Origin of the sequence: Luteibacter sp., from assembly GCF_051958795.1 — a bacterium.
In the GTDB taxonomy this organism is placed as follows: Bacteria; Pseudomonadota; Gammaproteobacteria; order Xanthomonadales; family Rhodanobacteraceae; genus Luteibacter.
On the sequence record NZ_JBQCFT010000050.1, the window covers coordinates 1 to 21,711 of the forward strand.

At 67.8% G+C, this 21,711-nt stretch carries 14 protein-coding genes; 8 read left to right on the forward strand and 6 right to left on the reverse strand.

Going from position 1 to position 21,711, the window contains the following annotated elements; translation table 11 throughout:
* Positions 1–108: 108 nt before the first annotated feature.
* A complete protein-coding gene (glnA, locus tag ACTHLF_RS02725; RefSeq protein ID WP_440324639.1) occupies positions 109–1,521 on the forward strand; it encodes a type I glutamate--ammonia ligase in 1,413 nt (470 codons plus the stop codon).
* A 256-nt stretch (positions 1,522–1,777) separates the two neighbouring features.
* The gene (locus ACTHLF_RS02730) at positions 1,778–2,914 is read left to right on the forward strand and encodes an OprO/OprP family phosphate-selective porin (RefSeq protein WP_440324661.1); all 1,137 of its coding nucleotides are present in this window, start codon (positions 1,778–1,780) and stop codon (positions 2,912–2,914) included.
* Positions 2,915–2,920: 6 nt separating this feature from the next.
* Here ACTHLF_RS02730 and ACTHLF_RS02735 read toward each other — a convergent pair whose 3' ends face one another.
* The 6 genes from ACTHLF_RS02735 to ACTHLF_RS02760 all read right to left on the reverse strand — a co-directional run bounded on the left by ACTHLF_RS02735 (position 2,921) and on the right by ACTHLF_RS02760 (position 12,659).
* Positions 2,921–4,669, reverse strand: a complete 1,749-nt coding sequence (locus ACTHLF_RS02735) for an alpha/beta fold hydrolase (RefSeq protein ID WP_440324641.1) — start codon at positions 4,667–4,669, stop codon at positions 2,921–2,923.
* A gap of 18 nt (positions 4,670–4,687) precedes the next feature.
* On the reverse strand, positions 4,688–6,313 hold the full coding sequence (locus ACTHLF_RS02740) for an alpha/beta fold hydrolase (RefSeq protein ID WP_440324642.1): 1,626 nt from the start codon (positions 6,311–6,313) through the stop codon (positions 4,688–4,690).
* A gap of 139 nt (positions 6,314–6,452) precedes the next feature.
* Entirely contained in the window at positions 6,453–7,229 is a 777-nt protein-coding gene (locus ACTHLF_RS02745) for a 3-hydroxybutyrate dehydrogenase (RefSeq protein ID WP_440324644.1), read from the reverse strand.
* A 72-nt stretch (positions 7,230–7,301) separates the two neighbouring features.
* Complete coding sequence (gene bglX, locus ACTHLF_RS02750; protein ID WP_440324645.1) at positions 7,302–9,479, reverse strand: beta-glucosidase BglX; 2,178 nt, start codon at positions 9,477–9,479, stop codon at positions 7,302–7,304.
* A 157-nt stretch (positions 9,480–9,636) separates the two neighbouring features.
* Positions 9,637–11,796 carry a response regulator gene (locus tag ACTHLF_RS02755; RefSeq protein ID WP_440324647.1) on the reverse strand — a complete coding sequence of 720 codons (2,160 nt, stop codon included), beginning with the start codon at positions 11,794–11,796 and terminating at the stop codon, positions 9,637–9,639.
* Between the two features lie 53 nt (positions 11,797–11,849).
* On the reverse strand, positions 11,850–12,659 hold the full coding sequence (locus ACTHLF_RS02760) for a hypothetical protein (RefSeq protein ID WP_440324649.1): 810 nt from the start codon (positions 12,657–12,659) through the stop codon (positions 11,850–11,852).
* Between the two features lie 334 nt (positions 12,660–12,993).
* Here ACTHLF_RS02760 and ACTHLF_RS02765 point away from each other — a divergent pair, with 334 nt between their 5' ends.
* The 6 genes from ACTHLF_RS02765 to lanKC all read left to right on the forward strand — a co-directional run.
* Complete coding sequence (locus tag ACTHLF_RS02765; protein WP_440324650.1) at positions 12,994–13,758, forward strand: ABC transporter ATP-binding protein; 765 nt, start codon at positions 12,994–12,996, stop codon at positions 13,756–13,758.
* Entirely contained in the window at positions 13,755–16,130 is a 2,376-nt protein-coding gene (locus tag ACTHLF_RS02770) for an ABC transporter permease (RefSeq protein WP_440324652.1), read from the forward strand. The genes ACTHLF_RS02765 and ACTHLF_RS02770 overlap by 4 nt, the downstream gene beginning before the upstream one ends.
* A 10-nt stretch (positions 16,131–16,140) precedes the next feature.
* Entirely contained in the window at positions 16,141–17,514 is a 1,374-nt protein-coding gene (locus ACTHLF_RS02775; RefSeq protein ID WP_440324653.1) for a sigma-54-dependent transcriptional regulator, read from the forward strand.
* Between the two features lie 11 nt (positions 17,515–17,525).
* The gene (locus ACTHLF_RS02780; RefSeq protein WP_440324655.1) at positions 17,526–18,869 is read left to right on the forward strand and encodes a sensor histidine kinase; all 1,344 of its coding nucleotides are present in this window, start codon (positions 17,526–17,528) and stop codon (positions 18,867–18,869) included.
* 202 nt (positions 18,870–19,071) lie between these two features.
* Entirely contained in the window at positions 19,072–19,197 is a 126-nt protein-coding gene (locus tag ACTHLF_RS02785) for a hypothetical protein (protein ID WP_440324657.1), read from the forward strand.
* A 119-nt stretch (positions 19,198–19,316) separates the two neighbouring features.
* Positions 19,317–21,711: class III lanthionine synthetase LanKC (gene lanKC / locus ACTHLF_RS02790; protein ID WP_440324659.1), on the forward strand; the 2,395-nt coding region annotated here is incomplete at its 3' end.

Sequence of the window (21,711 nt, forward strand, 5' to 3'; positions counted from 1 at the left end):
GGTCTATGATGCCGGAGCTTGATCCAGCCCGGTCTTCCGCTGCGGAGCCGCTGGCATAGCGATTGCTACAAGCCCTGCGCCCCAACACCTATTGCCGAGGTTTTGCCCATGTCCGCCGCTTCGAAAGTGCTGAACCTGATCCAGGACGAGGAAATCGAGTTCGTCGACCTGCGTTTCGCCGACATGCTCGGCAAGCACCACCACGTGACCTTCCCGGCCCACCAGATCGACGAAGGCACCTTCGAAGACGGCAAGATGTTCGACGGCTCCTCGATCGCCGGCTGGAAGGGCATCAACGAGTCCGACATGGTCCTGATGCCGGACCCGGAAACGGCCCACCTCGATCCGTTCAGCGCGCACAAGCAGCTGATCCTGCATTGCGACGTGCTCGAGCCGAGCACCATGCAGGCCTACGGCCGCGACCCGCGCTCGATCGCCAAGCGCGGCGAGGCGTACCTCAAGTCCACCGGCATCGCCGATACGGCCTTCTTCGGCCCGGAGCCGGAGTTCTTCATCTTCGATTCGATCCGCTGGCAGAACGACATGGGCCGCGTGTTCTACGAGATCAACTCGGAAGAAGCCGCCTGGTCGTCGCGTTACAAGTACGACGGCACCAACACTGGCCACCGTCCGGGCGTAAAGGGCGGCTATTTCCCGGTCAGCCCGGTGGATAGCCTGGGCGACCTGCGCGCCGACATGTGCAAGGTGCTCGAGTCGCTCGGCCAGGTGGTGGAAGTGCACCACCACGAAGTGGCCAATGCGGGCCAGTGCGAGATCGGCACCCGCTTCAACACGCTGGTGAAGAAGGCCGACGAACTGATGACGATGAAGTACGTCATCAAGAACGTCGCCCACCAGGCCGGCAAGACCGTGACCTTCATGCCGAAGCCGATCGTCGGCGACAACGGCTCGGGCATGCACGTGCACCAGTCGCTGTCGAAGAACGGCGAGAACCTGTTCGCGGGCGACCTGTACGGCGGCCTGTCGCAGACGGCGCTGTGGTACATCGGCGGTATCTTCAAGCACGCCAAGGCCATCAACGCGTTCGCCAACAGCACCACCAACAGCTACAAGCGCCTGGTGCCGGGCTTCGAAGCGCCGGTGATGCTCGCCTACTCGGCGCGTAACCGTTCGGCTTCGTGCCGCATCCCGTACGTCGCCAGCCCGAAGGGCCGTCGCATCGAAATCCGTTTCCCGGATCCGATGCAGTCGGGCTACCTGACCTTCACCGTGCTGATGATGGCCGGCCTGGACGGTATCCTGAACAAGATCGACCCGGGTGCTCCGGCCGACAAGGATCTGTACGACCTGCCGCCGGAAGAAGAGAAGAACATCCCGCAGGTGTGCGCGAGCCTGGACGAAGCGCTCTCCGCGCTGGATAAGGATCGCGAGTTCCTGAAGGCCGGCGGCGTGTTCACCGATGATTTCATCGATGGCTACATCGCGCTGAAGATGCAGGAAGTGACCCGCTACCGTGCGAGCACCCACCCGCTGGAATTCCAGATGTACTACGCGATCTGATCGCATTCCTCGGGGTGAGGAAGGGAGGGGGAGCTTCGGCTCCCCCTTTTTTTGCCTCAAGCCTGCCCGTTTCCGGCCGATGCAGCAGGGCCAGATGACAGTTTTGTGACCGTCTGTGCCTTTTTGGCCACGCAGGAACCTGCGATGGCTGCTAATTTTTGCTGGAACCGCCGGAGTGGGTGGCGGGGTAGGAAGGGGTACCTGAGTGAAGAAGACGATCCTTGCGCTGCTGGCGCTGGCCGGTAGCGCCTGCGCCATGGCCGACGATGCGCCGCGCAACCAATACGACTGGCGCAACAACTGGCCGACGCACTATGTGTTCGCCGACGGCACCGACCTGGGCCTGTCCGTGAAATACCAGTTCGACCTGGATCGCTTCAGCAATGACCAGGGCACGTACGAGGACGCCCAGACCAACCGCCGCAAGGAGTTCGGCTTCTTCATCCGCAAGAAGGGCGTGTACGACGCCACGGCGGTCTTCGACTTCCACTCGAAGACCTGGCTCGACGTGTTCTTCCGCCTGCAGACCAAGGCGCTGCTGGGCGACGATGCCGGCGCGGTGCGCGTGGGCTTCATGAAGACCCCCGTGGGCTTCGAGGGCAACACCAGCACGGGTACGACCTCGTTCCTGGAAACCTCGTTGCCGATGCAGGCCGTGTACGCCAACCGTCGCATCGGCGTGGATTGGGCGCTCGCCCGCAAGGCCTACCTCGTGCAGCTGGGCTACTACAACGGCGGCAACCTGCAGGGTGACCTGGATGGCCGCATGGTCGCGGCACGCGCCGCCTGGACGCCGAACAACTCGCCCGGCCACGTGCTGCACCTTGGCGGTTCCGTGTCACGCGAAGATCCGAAGGGCACGTGGGATGGCCGCGGCCACTACAACGTGCCTTCGGCGCGCCTGCGCGCCTTGCCCGAAGCGGGCCTGATCACGCAGCGCCTCATCGACTCCGGTGCACTGTCGCCCGCCAGCCACATCGATCGCCGCGGCGCGGAGGCGTTGTGGATCGAGGGTCCGTACAGCGTGCAGGGCGAATACCTGGACGCAAAGGTAAAGCTGGTCGGCAAGCCTGCTTACAAGGCGCACGGCTGGTACACCTTCGGCAGCTGGGTGCTCACTGGCGAGTCGCGCAGTTACAGCGCGGGCAACGTGGCCGACGTGGTGCCGAAGGGGCCGTGGGGCGCCGTCGAGGTGCTGGTGCGCTACAGCACCCTGGATCTCGACGACGGCACGACCCGTGGCGGCAACGAACACGACTGGACGCTCGGCGCCAACTGGTACCTCACGAAGTACCTGAAGCTCCAGGCCAACTACGTCCGCGCGTTCAGCGACCGGCGTGACCTGCGCATCGACCCGCATGTGTTCGAGGTGCGTGCGCAGGTCATGTTCTGACGGCGACTAGCTCTCGCCAAGCATGGCTTCGATAAGCTCGCCGGCATCGGCGGGCGATAGCGAACCGTCGTCCCTCGGCTTGCGCGGTGGCTTGGGCGTGGGCACGTATTTGCACCCGTTGAGCTTCTGGGTGGGCACCACGCCGTCGAGCAGGAAGCGGCCGGCGGCCTCCTCGATGCACGGGGTTCGCGAGCCAGCCACGATCCCATGGCCCGAGACGCCCTGGGCCACGACGATGCGCGCATTGCCGAAGCGCTCCAGGATGCGAGAGGCACCGTCGAGTGGCGTGCGCACGTCGTACTCAGCGTGGATGAGGAGGAAAGGCGCCGTGCCCTGGATGGGCTCCAGCAAGGGACGCGTCGAAACGCGCCCTTGCCACATCGAGCACACGAGGGCAAAGAACTCGATGCCTTGCTGGCTCGCCGGGTAGTCCCTCGCGCGTTGGCGGGCCACGTCGCGCCAATGCGTCGCCGCCGGGTTCCACGGATTGTCGTTGCACCGCGTCGCGAGCATCACCGATTCGCGGTTGGGCAGCAGGCGCACGGGCCATGCCGGTGCATGGATGACCTCGCCGTCGCCGTCGAGAGGATCAACCGCATCGACCACCTGCGTGTCGTCGCCAAAGAACCAGCTGACCAGCGTGCCGGCGCGCTTGCGCACCTTGCGGTCGATGGAGTCGTCCGGCGCAAAACGCAGGCCGGCCAACGCCGCGCGGAAATCCGACTCCGTGATCCACGGCGAGGCGGCGACCACGGGGGCGAGCGTCAGCGCGGCCTTCAACGAGGCGGGGCTGTCGATCTTCGGCAGCCATGCCTGCTTCACCCGCGGGTGCATCGCGGACGCGGCCCGGATCATGTCTTCTTCGCTTTGGGTGACACCGTAACGTTCGGGCTTCGCCAGCATGGGGCGCACCGCGCGGCGGCGGAATGCGCGGTCGCGCTCGCGCAACGTGGCGAGGTCGGCATCGTCGATGCTTGCGGTGAAGTCGATGCTGGAATCCAGCAGCATGCGACCCGCCCTGGCCGGGAACATCGCCCGGTGCCACGCGCCTACCATCCCGCCATACGAGTAGCCGACGAAGTTGAGCACGTCTTCGCCCATGGCCCGTCGAGCCTGCTCCAGGTCATAGACGTGCTGCTCCGTGCCGATCCAGCGCGTCGCCGGGTTCCCTGCGCAGTCGTATGCGATCGACTGCGCGGCATCCAGGGTGGAAGGCCAGTCATCGAACGCGTCCGGCGGCATGCGGATATCCTCGATGCTGCCGCAGCGAAAGGTGTAGCTCCCATCGAGTCCACGCGGAATCACCGCCACCAGGTCGTACCGGTCGGACAGCTTGCGCTGCCATCCCGTGATGGGGTCGGCCGCTTCGCCGATGGCCCACTTGGACGCGATCGAAAGAATGAAATCGCGCGGATTCCCGCCCGGGCCGCCGATATGGAAGAAGTAAGCGCCCTGGCGCTGCGCGGGGTCCAGCGCTCTCGCCCGTACCAGCCCTACGCTGATCTTCGGGCCATCCGGGTGGTAGTGATCCAGTGGCACGGGCATGTTCGCGCATTGCAGCCTGTCGCCCAGGTGTGCGTGCAGTTGCGCTTTCAGGGCGCCCACGGCGACGTCGGTGTCGGCGAAGTCGGTGGCGGCACATTCACTCCAGGTGAGTTGCGGCGCCGGACCATCCAGGGGGCGTGCCGCGTGGCATGCGATGGAATGCGCTAGCAGCCCGCCGCTGAAAAAGCAGAGGAATAAAGTTCGTTTCATGTCGCGTCCTTGCGTAGGTCAGGGGGCTACCGCATCCATGCGGCAATCGGTTCGGCGGGTGGGCGCATCGGGGACTTCGCCCGTGAGCAGGAAGCGCGCTGCCGTGCGCTCGATGCACGGAACGCCAGAGGCATTGAAGAGACCATGGAGGTCACTGCCCCGCGCCATCACGAGATGGGCATTCGGGTAGTGCGCAAGCAGCGCTTCGCTGCCACGCGCGGGTGTCGGCACGTCGTCTTCCGCTTGCAGCATGAGGAAGGGCGGCCCGTTTGCAATCACGTCCAGGTCGGGCTTGTCGACCGCGTGCCCGCCCCAGCGCGTACACACCAGGTAGGGCGCGATATCGGTGCCGTCAGCCTCCCAGAAGCTGAGGGCGAAGTGATCGGCGCGCGCGCGTATCGCCGCATCGGTTCCCCACCACGGGCCGTCGTTGCACAGCGTGGCCATCCAGACGGAATCGCTCGGCGCGCCGATGAGTACACCCGCGGGCCGTGTTGCGCGGTACCGGGTGCTGAAGCGGTAGGGCGGCAGTAGCGGACCGGGCGCGCTGGCAGGGAGGAGCAGTTGCCGGGCCGCCGTGCGCAGCGAGGCGTCGAGCGTGGCGGTGCTCGCAAACGGCCTCCGCCCCGCCATGGCAGAAAGTGCTTCCCACCCGTCCCAGCCGTCCTGGGCCACCCAGCCCTGCATCGTCAGCGCGGCCGCCAGGTACGTCGGCGATGTGAGTCGGTCATGCCAGGCTTCGCGCAACACGCCGGGCATCCGCCAGAGCATCGGCTTGATGTCATCGCTTTCCATGGTGAGCCCGTACGTGGCAGGCGATGCGATAGCCGGGGCAAGCACGTCACGCTCGAACAGGCGCCGCTCGGCTTCCAGTGAGAGCACCGTCGCCGTCTGGTAGCTGTCCCGGAAATAGAACGGAGAATCGAGCAACATCCGGCCCATGTGCGCCGGAAACGTCGCCGCATACCAGGCGCCGACCAGTGCGCCATGCGATATGCCATAGAAGTGGATGCGCTCATCGCCGATGGCGCGGCGCACGTAATCCATGTCACGCACGTGCTGTTCGGTATTGATCGAGCGGGCGCCGGGCAAGCCACGGCACGCCTCGGCCTCTCGTTGTGCATCGCCGAGCGTGCGCTGCCAGTTCGCGTCACCGCGGTCGGTGGGCAGGAAGCGCGCCGTGGGTTGCAACGGTGTAAGGCAGTCGTAGCGCCAGCCGGCGCCGAGACCACGCGGCACGACGGCGACGAGATCGAAACGTTCGGCGAGGCGCTGTTTCTCCCGCTCGGGTGTGCCGCCGGGGCCCGGGTCCATCCACCCCGAGGCCAGCGACGGAAGCACGGCGGCCGGATGGCCGCCAGGGCCACCGACGTTGAAAAAGATGCTGCCCTCGCGACGCGCCGGATCGGCCGCCAGCACGCGTACGACATCGACCTTGACCGTCCGGCCATCGGGCTGGCGATGATCCAGCGGCATGGCGACCTGTGCGCAGCGAAGGCGATGGCCCAGTTCGGGCCAGTCACCGGTACCGGCACTTTCCGGGCACGCGGCCCAGGCCACCTGCGCGCGCTGCGCGTCGTGGAGCGTTGGCGATGAGAGGGCCACGGCGAGCGCGATGGCGCCGTGTGCGATAAGAGCCGGCATGTTGTAGTCCTTTACGGGTCGTTGGCGGCGCACGTCATGGTGCGCGTGGACGACAAAGACTACGGAGGTACCGTCAACTTACCTGTCGTCGTGACGACCGCACGCGTGTAGTTCTACCCCGGTAACCTATGTAGGCGAACTACTGCATGTGCCAGCCATGGCTTACAAGCAGTGACTGGCCCGTGAGGGCATTCGAGCCAAAGCCGGCAAGGAACAGCGCCGTATCGGCGATGTCCTCGAGCGTGGTGAATTCGCCATCGACCGTGTCGCGCAGCATCACGTTGCGGATCACTTCATCCTCGCTGATGCCAAGCTCCTTCGCCTGTTCGGGGATCTGCTTTTCCACCAGCGGTGTACGGACGAAGCCAGGGCAGATCACGTTGGCGCGGATGCCATGGGCAGCGCCTTCCTTCGCGATGGTGCGGGCCAGGCCGAGCAGGCCGTGCTTGGCCGTGACGTAAGGTGCCTTGAACTTCGAGGCCACGTGCGAATGCGCCGAGCCCATGAGGATGATGGAGCCACCGCGTCCCGCGTCGATCATCTGCCGCATCGCGGCGCGCGTGGTCAGGAAGGCTCCATCCAGGTGGATCGCGAGCATGCGCTTCCAGTCGGCGAAGGCGAGGTCGACCAGGGGCGAGATGATCTGGATGCCGGCGTTGCTGACCAGGATATCGACCGGGCCGAGCTCGCGCGCCGTGCGCGCGAAACCCTCATCGACCTGGGCTTCGTCAGTGACGTCCATGGCCAGGCCGATCGCGTGCGAGCCCATGGCCTTCGCCGCTTCCCCGGCCTTGTCCGCCGCGATGTCCGCGACCGCGATTCGCGCGCCGGCTTTCGCATAGGCTTCGGCGATGGCGCGGCCGATGCCGCTGGCCGCGCCGGTGACCAGGGCCACCTTGCCATTCAGGTCATGCATGTCGTTACTCCGCTGGCGTGATCTGCGAAGTATGCACCCCGACACGTGGCGGGGCGTTGCATGGCGGTGCGCTCAGGGCTTGCCGAGGACGAACGATGCAGGCTCGCCGAGCGTGGACGAACCCGCGATCCACACATCGAACGTGCCTGGCTCGGCTTCGAACGTCTGGCCGTCGCGGTGCGTAAAGGCCAGATCGCTGCGCTCCAGTTCGAACGAGACCTCTTCCGAAGCACCCGGCGCGAGCAGGATCTTGCGGAACGCCTTGAGTTCGCGCACGGGCCGCACGCGGCTGGCGACGCGGTCGTGCGTGTATAGCTGCACGACTTCTTCGCCCGCGACGTCGCCGGCGTTGGTCACGGTAGCAGTGACGATGATGGTTTCGTTCCAGCCCACCTGCGCCTTCACCGTTGGCTTGCCATACCCGAACGTGGTGTAGCTGAGGCCGTGGCCGAACGGATAAAGCGCCTCGAACGTGACCTCGCGGTAACGCGACTTGAACGCCGGCGGCTGGTCGGCGAGCTCGGGACGGCCGGTACGCGGGTGGTTGTAGAAATACGGCTGCTGCCCGCTGTCCTGCGGAAAGCTGACGGGCAAGCGCCCCGAGGGGTTGTAGTCGCCAAACACGACATCGGCGATCGCGGGGCCGGTCTGGCTGCCAAGGAACCAGGTGACGAGGATCGCGTTGGCTTCGCGCACCGCGCCGGTAAGGGCGAGCGCGCGGCCGTTCTTCAGCAGCACCACGACCGGCGTGCCGGTGGCGGCAACGGCTTCAGCCAGTGCCTGCTGCGCGGGCGGCACGATGATCTGCGTGCGGGCCTGGGCTTCACCCGAATAGTTCTGCGGCTCGCCGATCGCGAGCAGCACCACGTCGGCGCGCTTCGCGGCGGCCACCGCGGCATCGATCCCGCCATCGATCGCTTCCTCGAAACCACTGCCGGCGACCACTTCGAGCGACGCGGCATCGGCGAGCGCACCGCGCAGGCCGGTATCGATGGCGACATGGCGTGACTTGTCGCCGAACAGGGTCCAGCAACCTTCGAGGTTCTCGACATCGGCGCCGAACGGCCCGATCAACGCGATCTTCTGGCCGGCCTTCTTCAGCGGCAGCACGCCGTCATTCTTCAGCATCACGATGGAGCGCCGCCCCGCGTCGCGGGCAAGCTCGGCATGTTCCGCGTTCTTCGAGGTGTCCGCTTCGACTTTCGGGTCGAGCGAACGGTAGGGGTTGTCGAACAGGCCGATGGCATCCTTCACGGTAAGCACGCGGCGGACGCCCTCATCGAGCACGGCCATCGGCACGTCGCCCTTCGCCACGAGGTCGGGCAGGTTCGCGGCGTAGAAGCCGCTCTGCATGCTCATGTCCACGCCGGCGAGGAATGCCAGGCGCGATGCATCGCGTTCGTCCTCGGCAAAGCCGTGCGCGATCAGCTCCATGTCGGCGGTGTAGTCGGACACGACGAAGCCCTTGAATGCCCACTCGCCGCGCAGGATGTCGGTCATCAGCTCGCGGTTCGCCGAGGCGGGCACGCCGTTGATGTCGTTGAACGCGCTCATGATGGTGAGTGCGCCCGCATCGATGGCGGCCTTGAACGGCGGCAGGTGCACGTCGCGCAGGGTCTGCGGCGCCATGTCGACCTGGTTGTATTCCATGCCGCCCAGGACGGCACCATAGGCAGCGAAGTGCTTCGGCGTGGCGAGCAGCGCATCGTCCGCCTTGAGGTCCGGACCCTGGAAGCCACGCACGCGCGCGGCGGCGAACGCGCAACCGAGCACGACGTCTTCGCCTGCACCTTCGGCCACGCGGCCCCAGCGCTGGTCACGCGCGATATCCACCGCCGGTGCAAAGGTCCAGTGGATGCCCGCCGCGGTGGCTTCGACGGCCGTGGCGCGCGCGGTGCGCTCAGCCAGGTCGGGTTCGAACGTGGAAGCCTCGCCGAGCGGGATGGGAAAGACGGTACGCATGCCGTGGATCACGTCGGAGCCGAAGATCAGCGGGATACCAAGGCGGCTCTCTTCCACGGCGACGCGCTGCGCTTCGCGGCCTTCGGCGGCACCCACGCCGTTGAACAGCGAGCCGACCCGGCCTGCACGGACCTGTTCCAGCACCTCGGCGGCACCGCGGGCGTTGGCTTCCGGGTTGATATCCGGGGCGAACGGGCGGACGGCATCGGCGAAGACGCCGAGCTGGCCGACCTTCTCCTCCACCGTCATGCGGGCGATCAGGTCTTCGATGCGGGTATTGCGGGTCATGGGCTTGCCTTGCGGGGAATGGCGTGCGGCACCTGCGGGGGGCCACGGCGGGGAAGGATACTGGCAACCAGCCCCGTCGTGGGCACGTAAATGGCGTTACGTGTAAACGATTACGTCCTTGGCGCCCAAAGACTTCACGGATGTGAAGGGCGGGGCGTCAGCGGACGTCCGCCGGGGCCGTGCGAGCGATGCCGGGCGGCGGGAAAAGGCGCGCCAGGGCGTCATTGAGCGCCTCCGAACCATAGGGTTTCACCAGGACCACCGTGCGGGTATCAGGCTGCACGCCTTCAATGTGTGCGTGGCCGGTGGCGTAAACGGCGGCGAGCCCAGGCAAAAGTACCCGTGCCGCGGCGACCAGCTCGACACCGGACATACCGGGCAGGCCGACATCGCTGACCAGCACGTCGACCGGCTGCCCTTCGAGGATCTCCAGCGCGCGCGGCGCGTCGGCGGCCTCGAAGACCTCATGGCCGCGCAGCTGGAGCATCTCCACCACGGTCGTGCGCACGAGCCAGTCGTCTTCCACCACGAGCACGCGCACGACGCGGATCGCGGGCGGCGAGGCCGCGGGTGGTGCGACCACGGTCTCCGGGTTACCCGCGTTGCGCTGCGCCTGGCTCGACAGCATCTGGCGCAGCTTGCGCGCCAGCGTGTCGCGCGTGTACGGCTTGATCAGCAGTTCCACGCCTTCATCGAGGCGGCCGCCGTGCACGATGGAGTTTTCCGTATAGCCCGAGGTGAACAGCACCGCGATCCCCGGCAACCGCTCGCGCGCCTTGCGCGCCAGCTCGGGGCTCTTCAGGGTGCCCGGCATCACCACGTCGGTGAACAGCAGGTCGATCGGGATGCCGCTGTCGATGATCGACAACGCACTCTGCGCATCGCGCGCCTTCAGCACGCGGTAGCCGAGGTCCGCCAGCATGGCGACGACGGTTTCGCGTACGGCTTCATCGTCTTCGGCGACCAGGATGGTTTCGCTGCCGCCCGTGAGCGGCCCGGCATCCACATCCACGATGATGTCTTCCGACTGCGTGGTGCGTGGCAGGTAGAGTTTGACGGTCGTGCCGTGGCCGGGCTCGCTGTACAGCTTGATGTGGCCGCCCGACTGCTTCACGAAGCCGTAGACCATCGACAGTCCGAGGCCGGTGCCGCGCCCCTCCGGCTTGGTGGTGAAGAAAGGTTCGAAGACCTTCTCCAGCGTCTGCGTGTCGATGCCCTCGCCGGTATCGGTGACGGCGAGCAGCACGTACTGCCCCGCCACCACGTCATCCAGCCCGTCGACGTAGTCCGCATCGAGATAAGCATTGCCGGCCTCGATCGTGAGGCGGCCCTGGCCATCCATCGCATCACGCGCGTTGAGGGCCAGGTTGAGCAGGGCGTTTTCAACATTGCCCGGGTCGATCAGCGTGTTCCAGAGGCCGCCGGCGACGATGGTCTCGACCTCGATGCCCTCGCCAAGCGTGCGCCGGAGGAGATCATCCATGTTGCGCACGAAACGGCCGACGTTCACGACCTTGGGCGCGAGCGGCTGGCGCCGGCCGAACGCAAGAAGCTGCGTGGCGAGCTTGGATCCGCGGGCCACGCCGGCCATGGCATTGCGCACGCGGCGCTCGCCACGCTCGCTGCCCTGCACATCCTCGGCGAGCAGCTGGAGGTTACCGCTGATGACCTGCAGCAGGTTGTTGAAGTCGTGGGCGACGCCGCCCGTGAGGTTGCCGATCGCTTCCATCTTCTGGCTCTGCCGCAGCGCATCCTGCGTGCGCAGCAGTTCGGCCGTGCGCTGGTTCACGCGATCCTGCAGGGTCGCTGCCTGGCTGGCGAGGGTGGCTTCGGCGACCTTGCGCGCGGTGGTATCCGTGATCAGGAAAACCACGCCCGCGACGCGGGACGCCTCGTCGACCAGCGGGCTGAAATCGATGTGCAGCCACGCATCCTCGGGCGTGCCGGCGCGGTTGAGCACGATGTGCACGTCGGGGAAGGAGAGCGTGCCGCCGGCCAGCACCGTCGCGAGCACATGGCGGTTGAAGTCGGCGACCTCCGGCCAGGCCTCGAGGATGGGCTGGCCCAGGACCTGCGGATGGCGGACGCCGGCGATCTGCCGGTAGGCATCGTTGTAGAGGAACACGCCATCGCTGCCCTGGAACAGGCCCATGGGTGCGGGCGAGCGCAGCGCGGTGGCCAGCGCGTGGCAAAGCGCGGGCCCCCAGCCGGCGATGGGGCCGAGCGACGTGGAGGCCCAGTCGTACGAGCCTATGCGTTGGCCCATCTCGCTATCGGGCGGGAGGAACCAAAGCGGCTCTGGCAGCGGGACGCTCATGCAACGGGCCTGCGGAACGAGGGCGAAGCCTCGATGGTAACCCGCACGATGGGTTACGTCGCGGCGTGGCGCACCGCATCCACCACCGCGATCAGCATGTCGCAGTCGCCATCGCTCAGCACATCGACCATCAGCGCGGCGACCGCCATGGCGGCGAAGCCTTTGCGCACCGCACCGATGGCGGCGCCCATGTTCCCCATCTTGCGGCCGAAGAAGCGCCCGGCGCGCTCGAGGAACGAAAGCCTGTGCGCGATGCGGTGCACTTCCAGCGCCACCTGCGGCGCGATGCCTTCGGCTTCCTCGCGGATCAGCTCGGAGAGCGTATCCATGCGGCCCACGTCATAGCGGCTGATGCCGGTCGTGAACATGACCCAGTCGCGCGCCTGTGCCTGCGGGAGCGACATGATCTCGCTGGGATCTTCTTCGAAATCGATGAACCCCACGCCGTGGTCGCCGACCGTGATGTTGCGTGCGAAGGCCTGGCCGAGATAACCGCCATGCCGGTGCAGCTCGCCGATCGCATGCGCGGTCTGGCGGACCAGGATGTCGGCATCGTTGGCGCTCTGCAGGCGCTTGAGGCGGTGCGCGAGGGTCGGGCCCATGTCGCTGAGGATCAGGCTGCGCGGGCCCTCGCCGAGGATGCGCGGCACCGGGGCACCGCACGCGCGCAGTGCCTCGATGCGGCGTGACTCGACCCGCTTGGCATCATCGCCCGCGTGGCGGGGCGGCGAACGCAGGGCGTTGAGTTCGAGGCGGGCCGCGAGGCTGTTCCAGAGCCGGACCAGTGCCGGCCGCAGCCAGCCATCGGCTTCGTATCGCTTGAGCCAGGCGGTGCGACCGCCGAGGGAAAATCGTTGAACCATGAAAAGAAACTCCATGCATGACGCCTGCGCTGGCGCCCCCGCGCCGTGCCACCTGCGTCACGCCCAGGAAAACGTTGCGGCCTGTCGTGGCCCGCGTTCCCCTCCTCCTAAGCTAATTGTAAGCTTTGGAGTACAGCAATTCGACCCATCCGTCGGTATGGGCTGAGCCTGCCGTAAGGATTTCGTTAAGGAATGGCCCTCGGACGGCATCTGCTGCGCTTAATCGGCAAGACTGCCGCTCCGGACTTCGCGCGACGTACACGCGGCAGCGACGTCCCCCTATGTTGGGCACGGGGGTCGCCCACCCAGCGGCCGCGCCACGACGAGGTCGCCCATGCCTTCGCCAACGAGCCCGCCTGTCATCGAGATGCACGGTGTCGGCAAGGTGTTCCTCGCCGGGGCCATCGAAAACCATGCCCTGACGGATGTGCGGCTGGTGATCCGCCGCGGGGAGTTCGTCGCGATCGGCGGACCTTCCGGGTGCGGGAAGACCACGCTCCTTTCCCTCATGGGATTGCTCGATACACCGACCCACGGCGAACTGCGTTTCCTCGGCGAACCCATCGGCGGCCTGTGCGGGCGCCGGCGCGCGCTGCTGCGCAACGCCCATGTCGGCTTCGTGTTCCAGGCCTTCAACCTGATCGCCGACATGACCGTGGCGGAGAACGTGGCCTTGCCGCTCGCCTTCCGCCGCGCAATGGGCCGGCGCGAACGGACGGAACGCGCCGCCGCCGCGCTCGCCAGCGTCGGCATGGCCCACCGCATGGGCCATTACCCGGGCCAGCTCTCGGGCGGCCAGCAGCAGCGTGTCGCCGTCGCGCGCGCAGTCGTCGGCGAGCCCGCCATCCTGCTCGCGGACGAGCCGACGGGGAACCTCGACCTGCGCAACGGCGAGACGGTGATCGCCCTGCTCAGCCGGTTGCACGCTGCGGGTACCACCATCTGCATGGTCACCCACGACGACCGCTTCGGTGCCGCCGCCGAGCGCACCGTGCGGCTCCTCGACGGCCGGGTGGTCGACGAGGCGACGTTCCGCCAGCTACAGCGGGAAGCGGAATGTGGGCTCGACGAGCGGCGGACGATGGAGATCTTCCCGTGAGTCTGCATGCTGTCGCGCTTCGTCGGTTGTGGCACGCGCTGCTGCGCCGGCCAGGGCACTTCCTGCTCGGCTCGGCGACCCTGGGGCTCGCAGTGGGCATGTTCTTCGCGACCTTCGCCCTCGTCGACGCACTGCTCCTCCGGCCGCCGGCCTTCGATCATCACCGGAGCGTGGTGCTCTATGGCGAAGTCGTGCGCCCGGGTGCGCCACGCAGCATGGCGGCTTCGCTTTACGATGCCATCGGCCTCCCGGCGGGCGCGCTTTCGCGCGGGCTGGCGCGCAGCGTGGAATGGGCGTCGGTGCGTGGCGAAGGCCATGCCGGGCTACTGATGATCCAGCGCGTGGATCCCGGCTTCCTGCATACGCTGGGTGTCGTGCCTGCGCTCGGTGGCATCGCACTCGAGCACGGCGGCGCCGATGGCCTGCTCATCTCCTGGCGCCTCTGGCAGGCATGGTTTGGCGGCGATGCCACGATCGTGGGCCGCCACGTGGCGGTGGATGGCCGTGAGCTCGCCATCGCCGGCGTCCTGCCCGAAACATACCGGCTGTTCGACGATGTCGATGTGCTACTCCCGCTGCGCGCGGTGCCTGGAGCGGGCGCCACCGTATCGAACTACATCGCGGTGGCCCGGCTGGCGCCAGGCGAAAACCCGGATGCGTTCGCGACGCGTGCGCGGGCGGCCTCGCCGGAGGCGCGGGCGCGCGAAGGATTCGGCGCGACGCCCATTGGCGATGCGCTCACCCAAGCCAGCGGGTCCACGTTGTGGTTCTTCCTCGGCTGCGCCGTACTCGTGCTGGCCACGGCATGCGGCAACCTGGCCAACCTCATCCTGGCGCGCGCACTGGGACGCGGCCAGGAGACCGCGCTGCGCAGGGCGCTGGGTGCGGGCTTCTGGGGTGCGTGGACGACCGCCGCGATCGAAGCCGCGGTGATCGGCGTGGTCGGGCTGGCGGTCGGTGTGATGCTCGGCCATGCGCTCGTCCGCGCCGGCGAAGGCGACATCCCCGATGCCTGGCGGATCAACGCTGGCCCGCTCGTCATCGGCTGGCACGTGTACGTGGCGAGTGGCGTGGTGGCCTTCGCGGTCGTGACGCTCGCCGTGATCGGCGGCACGCTGCACGAGCACGGCGACGCCTTGATGCACGAGTACATCGGGGGTTACCGCCAGCCGTCGGAACGGGTCACGGCGGGCGGCATTCGCGTGGCCATGGTGCAGTTCCAGCTGGCGCTCGCCACCGTGTTGCTTTCGCTATGCGTCGTGCGTGGCATGCAGGCCTGGCGGGCGCAGGAGGTTGCGCCGGGCTTCGAGCCGGCGCACGCCATCGCGGCACGCTTCCGGCCCGATACGGCACACATCAACGTCGCGTCGACGATGGTCGGCACCATGCGTGCCATCGACGCCCGCGCGAGCGCGTTGCCCGGTGTCGTCAGCGCGGGCGTCACCACCCAGCTCCCGGCAAGCACCAGTTTCAACGTGGCCTTTGCCGGCCCTGGCGGTATCCCCGTGGAGACGCAGTTCGCATTGCACACGCCGGGTGCGCGCGCTGCGCTGGGCCTGCGGCTCCTCGCGGGCCGGGACCTCAACAGCGACGACACGAGCGTCGCGCCCGGCGTCGTCGTGGTTAACCGGGCATTCCTGGCGAGCATTCCCGATGCAAAGCTCGGTGGCACGGTGCTCAAGGTGTCCCGCAGCCTCGGTGACCGCCCCCTCCGTATCGTCGGCGTGGTCGCCGACACGCGTGATGCCGGTCCAGCGCGTGCGCCGCGGCCCCTGGCGATCATCCCGTTCGCGCAGCTGCCGGCCAGCGAGTTCCAGAACCTGCGGAACCTGCTTTCGTACTACCTCGTCGTCCGTGGCCCGGATGACGCCGGCGCGAGCGGCGCCGACCTCACCGAAGCGATGCATGTGATGAACCCGTGGCTCACCCTCGAACCACCGCGGCCGCTGGCTCGCGCATGGCGGGAATCCGGTGCAGACATCGCACGCGACACCTGGCTGGCTGCGTGGTTCGCGTGCGTCGGCCTCGGTCTCGGTCTCGTTGGCCTATATTCCGCGCAGCGCGTGGAGGTCGCCTCGCGACAGCGCGATCTCGGATTGTGTGCGGCACTCGGTGCATCCCCCGGCGTGCTACTGGGCATGTGCCTCGCCCGCGGCATCGCGCGCGGATCGTTCGGTATCGCGCTCGGCCTCGGCGCCGCGTTTGCCTTGAGCCGGTGGCCTCCGCCGGGCCTCGCGCCCGGTGTACGGCTCGATCCCGCCGCCGCGCTCATCGCTGCCATCGCCATGCTGCTGCTAACCGCGGCGGTGGCGCTGTTACCCGCATGGCGCTCGGCGGGCACGCCAGCGTGGGTCGTACTGCGTAGCCCGTGAGGACATCGAAATGAACCGCACCACACTTCATGCGCCGGTCCTTGTTGTCGATGACCATCCGGATGTCCGGCTCGCGCTATGCATGCTGCTGCGCAGTGAAGGCCTGGCCGCCGTCGAGGCGGCATCCCCCGCTTCGGCCCGCGATATCGCGGCGCGCCGGGTGTTGTCCTGCGCCATCGTCGACCTGAACTACACCGCGGATACCACCTCGGGGCACGAAGGCCTGGAGCTCGTGCCGCGCCTGCGTGAGCTCGCGCCCGCCATGCCGGTGGTCGCGATGACCGCGTGGGGGAGTATCGACCTTGCGGTCGAAGCCATGCGGCGGGGCGCTGCGGACTTCATCGAAAAGCCGTGGGAGAAGCGGCGCCTCCTGAGCACCGTGCAGAACCAGGTGGCCCTGTACGACGCACGCGAGGAGAACCGCCGGCTCAAGGCGGAGGCGCTGCTGTACAGGGAGGGCCCGGGAGGCATCTGCGCGACGGAATCATCGGCGATGCGCCGTGTGCTCGAACTGGTCGAGCGTATCGCGCAGGGCTACGCCAACGTGCTGGTGCTCGGCGAGAACGGCACGGGCAAGTCCCTGCTGGCCCGTGACATCCACGCACGCTCGAAGCGTGCAGCGGCCCCGCTCGTCCGTATCGACATGGGCAGCCTGGCCGAGTCGCGTTTCACGGATGAGCTGTTCGGCGACGCGTCCGGCGAACACCCCGGGCGTTTCGAGGTGGCCGACAAGGGCACCCTGGTGCTCGAGGAAGTGTCCACGATCCCGGTCTTCCAGCAGGTCAAGCTCCTGCGCGTGCTCGAAGAGGGCGAGCTCGAGCGCAACGGCTCCGGCCAGACGCGGCGCGTCGACGTACGCGTGGTCTCGACCAGCAACGCCGACCTCGAAGCGCAGGCGCGTGCCAATCGCTTCCGCCTGGACCTGCTGTACCGGCTGAACGCGATGCAGGTAAGGCTGCCCGCGTTGCGCGAGCGGGCCGAGGACATCATCCCGCTCGCACGGCATTTCCTCCTGCGGGAATGCAGGCGCCTCGGTCGCGATGCCGCCCGGTTCTCGCTATCGGCCGAGCGCGCGCTGCGCAACTACGTGTGGCCCGGCAATATCCGCGAACTCGAACACGCCGTGGAACGCGCCGTGCTCACGAGCACGGGTGGCACCGAGATCGAGACGGATGCGCTGGCCCTCAACCGGCCCGAAGATGCGCCCTTGCTGCTGGATCGCCTGACCTTGCCGGAAGCGGAGCACCTGCTGATCACCCAGGCCCTGGACCGCAACGAGAACAACCTGCAGCGTGCCGCGGATGCACTGGGCATTTCGCGGCAGGCGCTGTACCGACGGCTCGACAAGCGAAAGACACGGGATCCGGCGGAACCCGTCGAGTGAGCGAGGCCCCGATGCCTGAGCGACCGCCGCAGACACACTTCGCCCCTTCACCCGCCGCTGGCGTGGCGCTGTGGGGCCTGGGCTTCATGGCGCCGACGGTGGCGGCGGCCGTGTGCCTGGCGTGCGGCCCGCCCGAGAAGCCGCTGGTGCGCGCTGGGTTGCTGGTGGCAGGCGTGGGCGGCTCGTTGCTGGTGGGCTGGATCGGAGGCCGGCGCATCCTGGCATCGCTACGCACGGTGGCCGACCTGCTCGGCGCATTGCGCGAAGGCGACCTCGGCCTGCGCGGCCACGTGCGTCCCGGCCACGATCCCTTGCAGGGCCTGATCTCGGACGTCAACGAACTGTCCGAGGAGTTGCGACGTGGCCGTCGCGTGCGCACGGAGGCATCGCGCTTCCTTGGCAAGACGCTCGTCGCGTTGCATAGCGCGGTCATCGTCGTGGACGAGCATGGCGCGATCCGGCTGATCAACCCCGCTGCGCGGCAGCTGATCGGTGCGGAAAGGAAATCGGTTATCGGTGCGGATCCTGCGACGCTGGGCTTCGCGGAGGCGATGGGTGCGCCTGACGGGAGCATCCTCTCGCATCGCTTTCCTGCGGCGAGCGGGCGCTGGGCCGTACGCCGCGCCACGTGGTACAGCGACGGTCGTGAACACACCCTCGTGATGCTGCACGACGTGAGTGCGGCGCTCAACGAGGAAGAGCACCGCGCCTGGCAACGGCTCATCCGCGTCCTCAGCCATGAGCTGAACAACTCGCTGACACCGATCGGATCGCTCGCGGAAACGCTCACGACCTTGCTCGCGCGGTACGGTGCGAACACGTCGCAGGTCGAGTTGCGCGACGGTCTCGAGGCGATCGCGCGGCGTTCCGGATCGCTCGCCCGGTTCGTGGGCGGATACGGCCGGCTGGCGCGCCTTCCGCCGATCGTGGCGCAACCGTTCCGGCTGGACCTTGCGCTGGCCAGGATCGCCCAGCTGGAGCAGCGCGTTCCCGTGGCGCTCGAAGGGCGCGTGGCACTCGTCGTCCATGGTGACGAGGACCAGCTGGGGCAGGCGTTGGTGAACCTGGTGCGCAACGCCGCGGAGTCGTCGATGCTTACCGACGGAGGCGTGCGCATCGACTGGTTCGCGCAGGGTCAGGAAGCGTGGGTCGAGGTGGTCGACAGCGGCATCGGGTTGCCCGTTACCGATTCCCTGTTCGTGCCGTTCTTCACGACCAAGCCCGAAGGATCCGGCATTGGCCTGAGCCTGGCGCGCCTTATCGTCGAGGGCCATGGCGGCAGCGTCGGCCTCGCGAACCGCTGCGACGGTGAACGTGGCGCGGTGGCGACCGTGCGGCTGCGGCTGGCGGGATAGATGTCCGGAAACGGACAGCACTGTCCGGATCTGGACATCGTGGGTGACCGGAAACGGACCTGGCGCGTGAAAAGCGGGTAGATGCAGGGACAACAAGCGCATGTTGTGGCTGAACCGGATTGTCCGACAGGAGGCCACGCTCCTAGATTCGAGCCGCACCGCACTTCCGGCGGTGTGCCCGAACCAGCAACGGAGAATCACGATGCATTCCATCCTTGCCCTTCAGCAGCTCGACGTCGAGGCCACCGTCCCGGGCCTCGACACACCCCAGAGTTCCTACAGCGGCTCCGGCTGCATCATCGGGCCCGCTGATCTCGGCGAAGGGTAAGGGTGCATCGCCCATCCATGGGTCGGGCGGAGTCGTAAGGCACACGGGAGCGATGGCCCCCGTGCCGACGTCCGGGTCGGCACGAGGGCCGGGTCCACCCGCAGGGGGCAGTGATCGGCATGGAGCGCTACAGGCAGTTGTGGCCGTATACCGCGGTGGATCGTGAGTTCTTCGAATCCTACGCGCAGCACCGCATCAATCCCGATGATTTCGAGCACGTCGTACGGGGGCAGCTGCCTCCGGATTGGGTCATGCGCCGCTCCGGCGTGTGGATCCAGGCCCAGCGCGAAAGCGCGAAGCTGCCGATGCAGGGCTGGAAGATCCACGTATCGTCCGTGGCCGCGACGGCGCGGATCGTGCTGGCCATCACCGCCGCGATCCTTATCGCCAACGATGCGCCGTTCAAGTTCGCCGGTGATCTCCGCCTGCTCGGCGCCATCAACGGCAAGCGCTGGCCACGCGGGGGCGCGGGGAAGTTCATCACGGTCTATCCCCCTGACCTGCGCACGTTCCGCCGCCTGCTCGAGGATCTGGCCGCCGCGCTCGGCGGCTACGTGGGGCCGCACATCCTGACCGACCGCCGGCATCCGGACTGTCCGGTCGTCTCCTACCGCTATGGCGGCATGCTGAGTGCGTACCGCATCGATCCGAGTGGCCGCCGCCAGTGGTTGCTGCGGCGGCCCGATGGTGGCGCGGAACCCGATGACCGCCAGCCGCGCTATCGCGTACCCGACTGGCTCGCCGATCCCCTCGGCGATGAGCCCGGCTTGTCGAAAACGGACGCGCCGCTGCTGGGCGGCGGACGCTTCCGTCCGCTCAAGGCGCTCACGTTCTCCGCCGCGGGAGGCGTGTACGTTGCGGACGATCTTTACGAGGGCCGTCGCGTCGTGATCAAGGAAGCGCGCCCCTACATTGGCGCGGCGGAGCCGGTCACGAGCAGCCTGCGCAAGGAGTTCCGCCTGCTGCGCAGGCTGGCGCCGCTGGCGGTCGCGCCGCGGCCCGTCGCCTATTTTCGCGAATGGGAACACAGCTTCCTTGCTGAGGAGATGCTGGAGGGCGACACCCTGCGTGCCTGGCTTGCCCGTCGCTACCCGGCATTGCGCACCCGCGCTTCGCGCGCCGACGTGGCGAGCTACTTCGAGGAAGTCTGCGATGTGTTCGGCCAGCTCGCGGCAACGCTGTCGCGCGTGCACGACGCTGGCGTGTCCATTGGCGACCTGTCGTTCCACAACGTGATCGTCGAACCGACGGGCACGGTGCGACTGATCGACCTCGAAACCGCCGTGGAGGATGGCCTCGACCGGATCGCGGATGCGTGGACGCCGGGTTTCGGTCCTGCGCTTGCCTCACGCGAGGGCCACCCCGCGGCGATCGCCGCCGATCGCTACGCCTTTGGGGCCAACCTGTTCGCCGCGTGCGCGCCGGTCAATGCGCTGGCGGCCCTGGATCCGGGGGCGACGGGGCGGTTCCTCCGCCAGTTTGTCGAGGACATGGACTACCCACCGGCCTATGCGGATACGGTCGAGTCACTGATGCATCCGTTGCCGATGATGCGGCCCGATCCCGTCGTCGCGATGGCTGCGCTGCGGAAGGCAGTGGCCGCGATGCCGCGTGATCACGCCCTCGTGGCCCACCGCATGCGGGCCGCGATCCCCACGCCGGGCATCCCCGCGCGCGTGTTCGCTTACCTGGAGCAGCAGGCACGAACGCCGCGGCCCGATCGCTTTGTTCCCGCAGGGCCGGAAGTGTTCGAGAGCCATCCATTCGGTGTCGCGCACGGCGCGGCAGGCGTGCTCCACGCGTATTTGCGCAGCCGGCGAAAACCACCTGCGAACCTGCTGCCCTGGCTGCGCGACGGCCTGGGCGAAGGCCACGAACGCGGTGGCGGCCTGCTCGGTGGCGATGCCGGTATCGCTTGGGTCCTGTTCGATGCGGGCGACGCCGACCTCGCCTGCCACCTGTTACGCGCCACCCCGCTCGAAGGCGCGATCTGCGACGTCGCCGGCCTCGACGAGGGTGTCGCCGGATGGGGACTCGCCCGGCTCAAGGCGTGGCACGCCACGGGCAAGGGCGAGTTCCTCGACGCGGCGGTGGCCGCGGGTGCGCATGTGCTCGCGCATGCGCATGCCTCCGTGGAAGGCATGCACTGGCCGTCCGGTGAGCGTCAGCCGCTTGGCCTGGGCCATGGTGCGAGCGGGGTCGCCCTGTTCCTGCTCCACCTGCATATCGCGACCGGCGAGCCACGCTACCTCGCCGCGGCGCGTGACGCGCTGGACTTCGACCTCGCGCACGGCCTGCCGGGCGAGGGCGGCACCCTCGCGTGGCCGGCGTGGAAGGGCTCAGCCACGGCCTTGCCCTATCTCCGTGAAGGCACCGCCGGTGTCCTCGCCGTCGCCGCGCGGATGCATGCGTGCACGCGCGACGATCGTTACCGCAGCATCGTCCTGCGCGCCGAAGCGGACCTGTTCCGCCGCCACGCCATCCGGCCCGGGTTGTTCGACGGGCTCGCTGGCG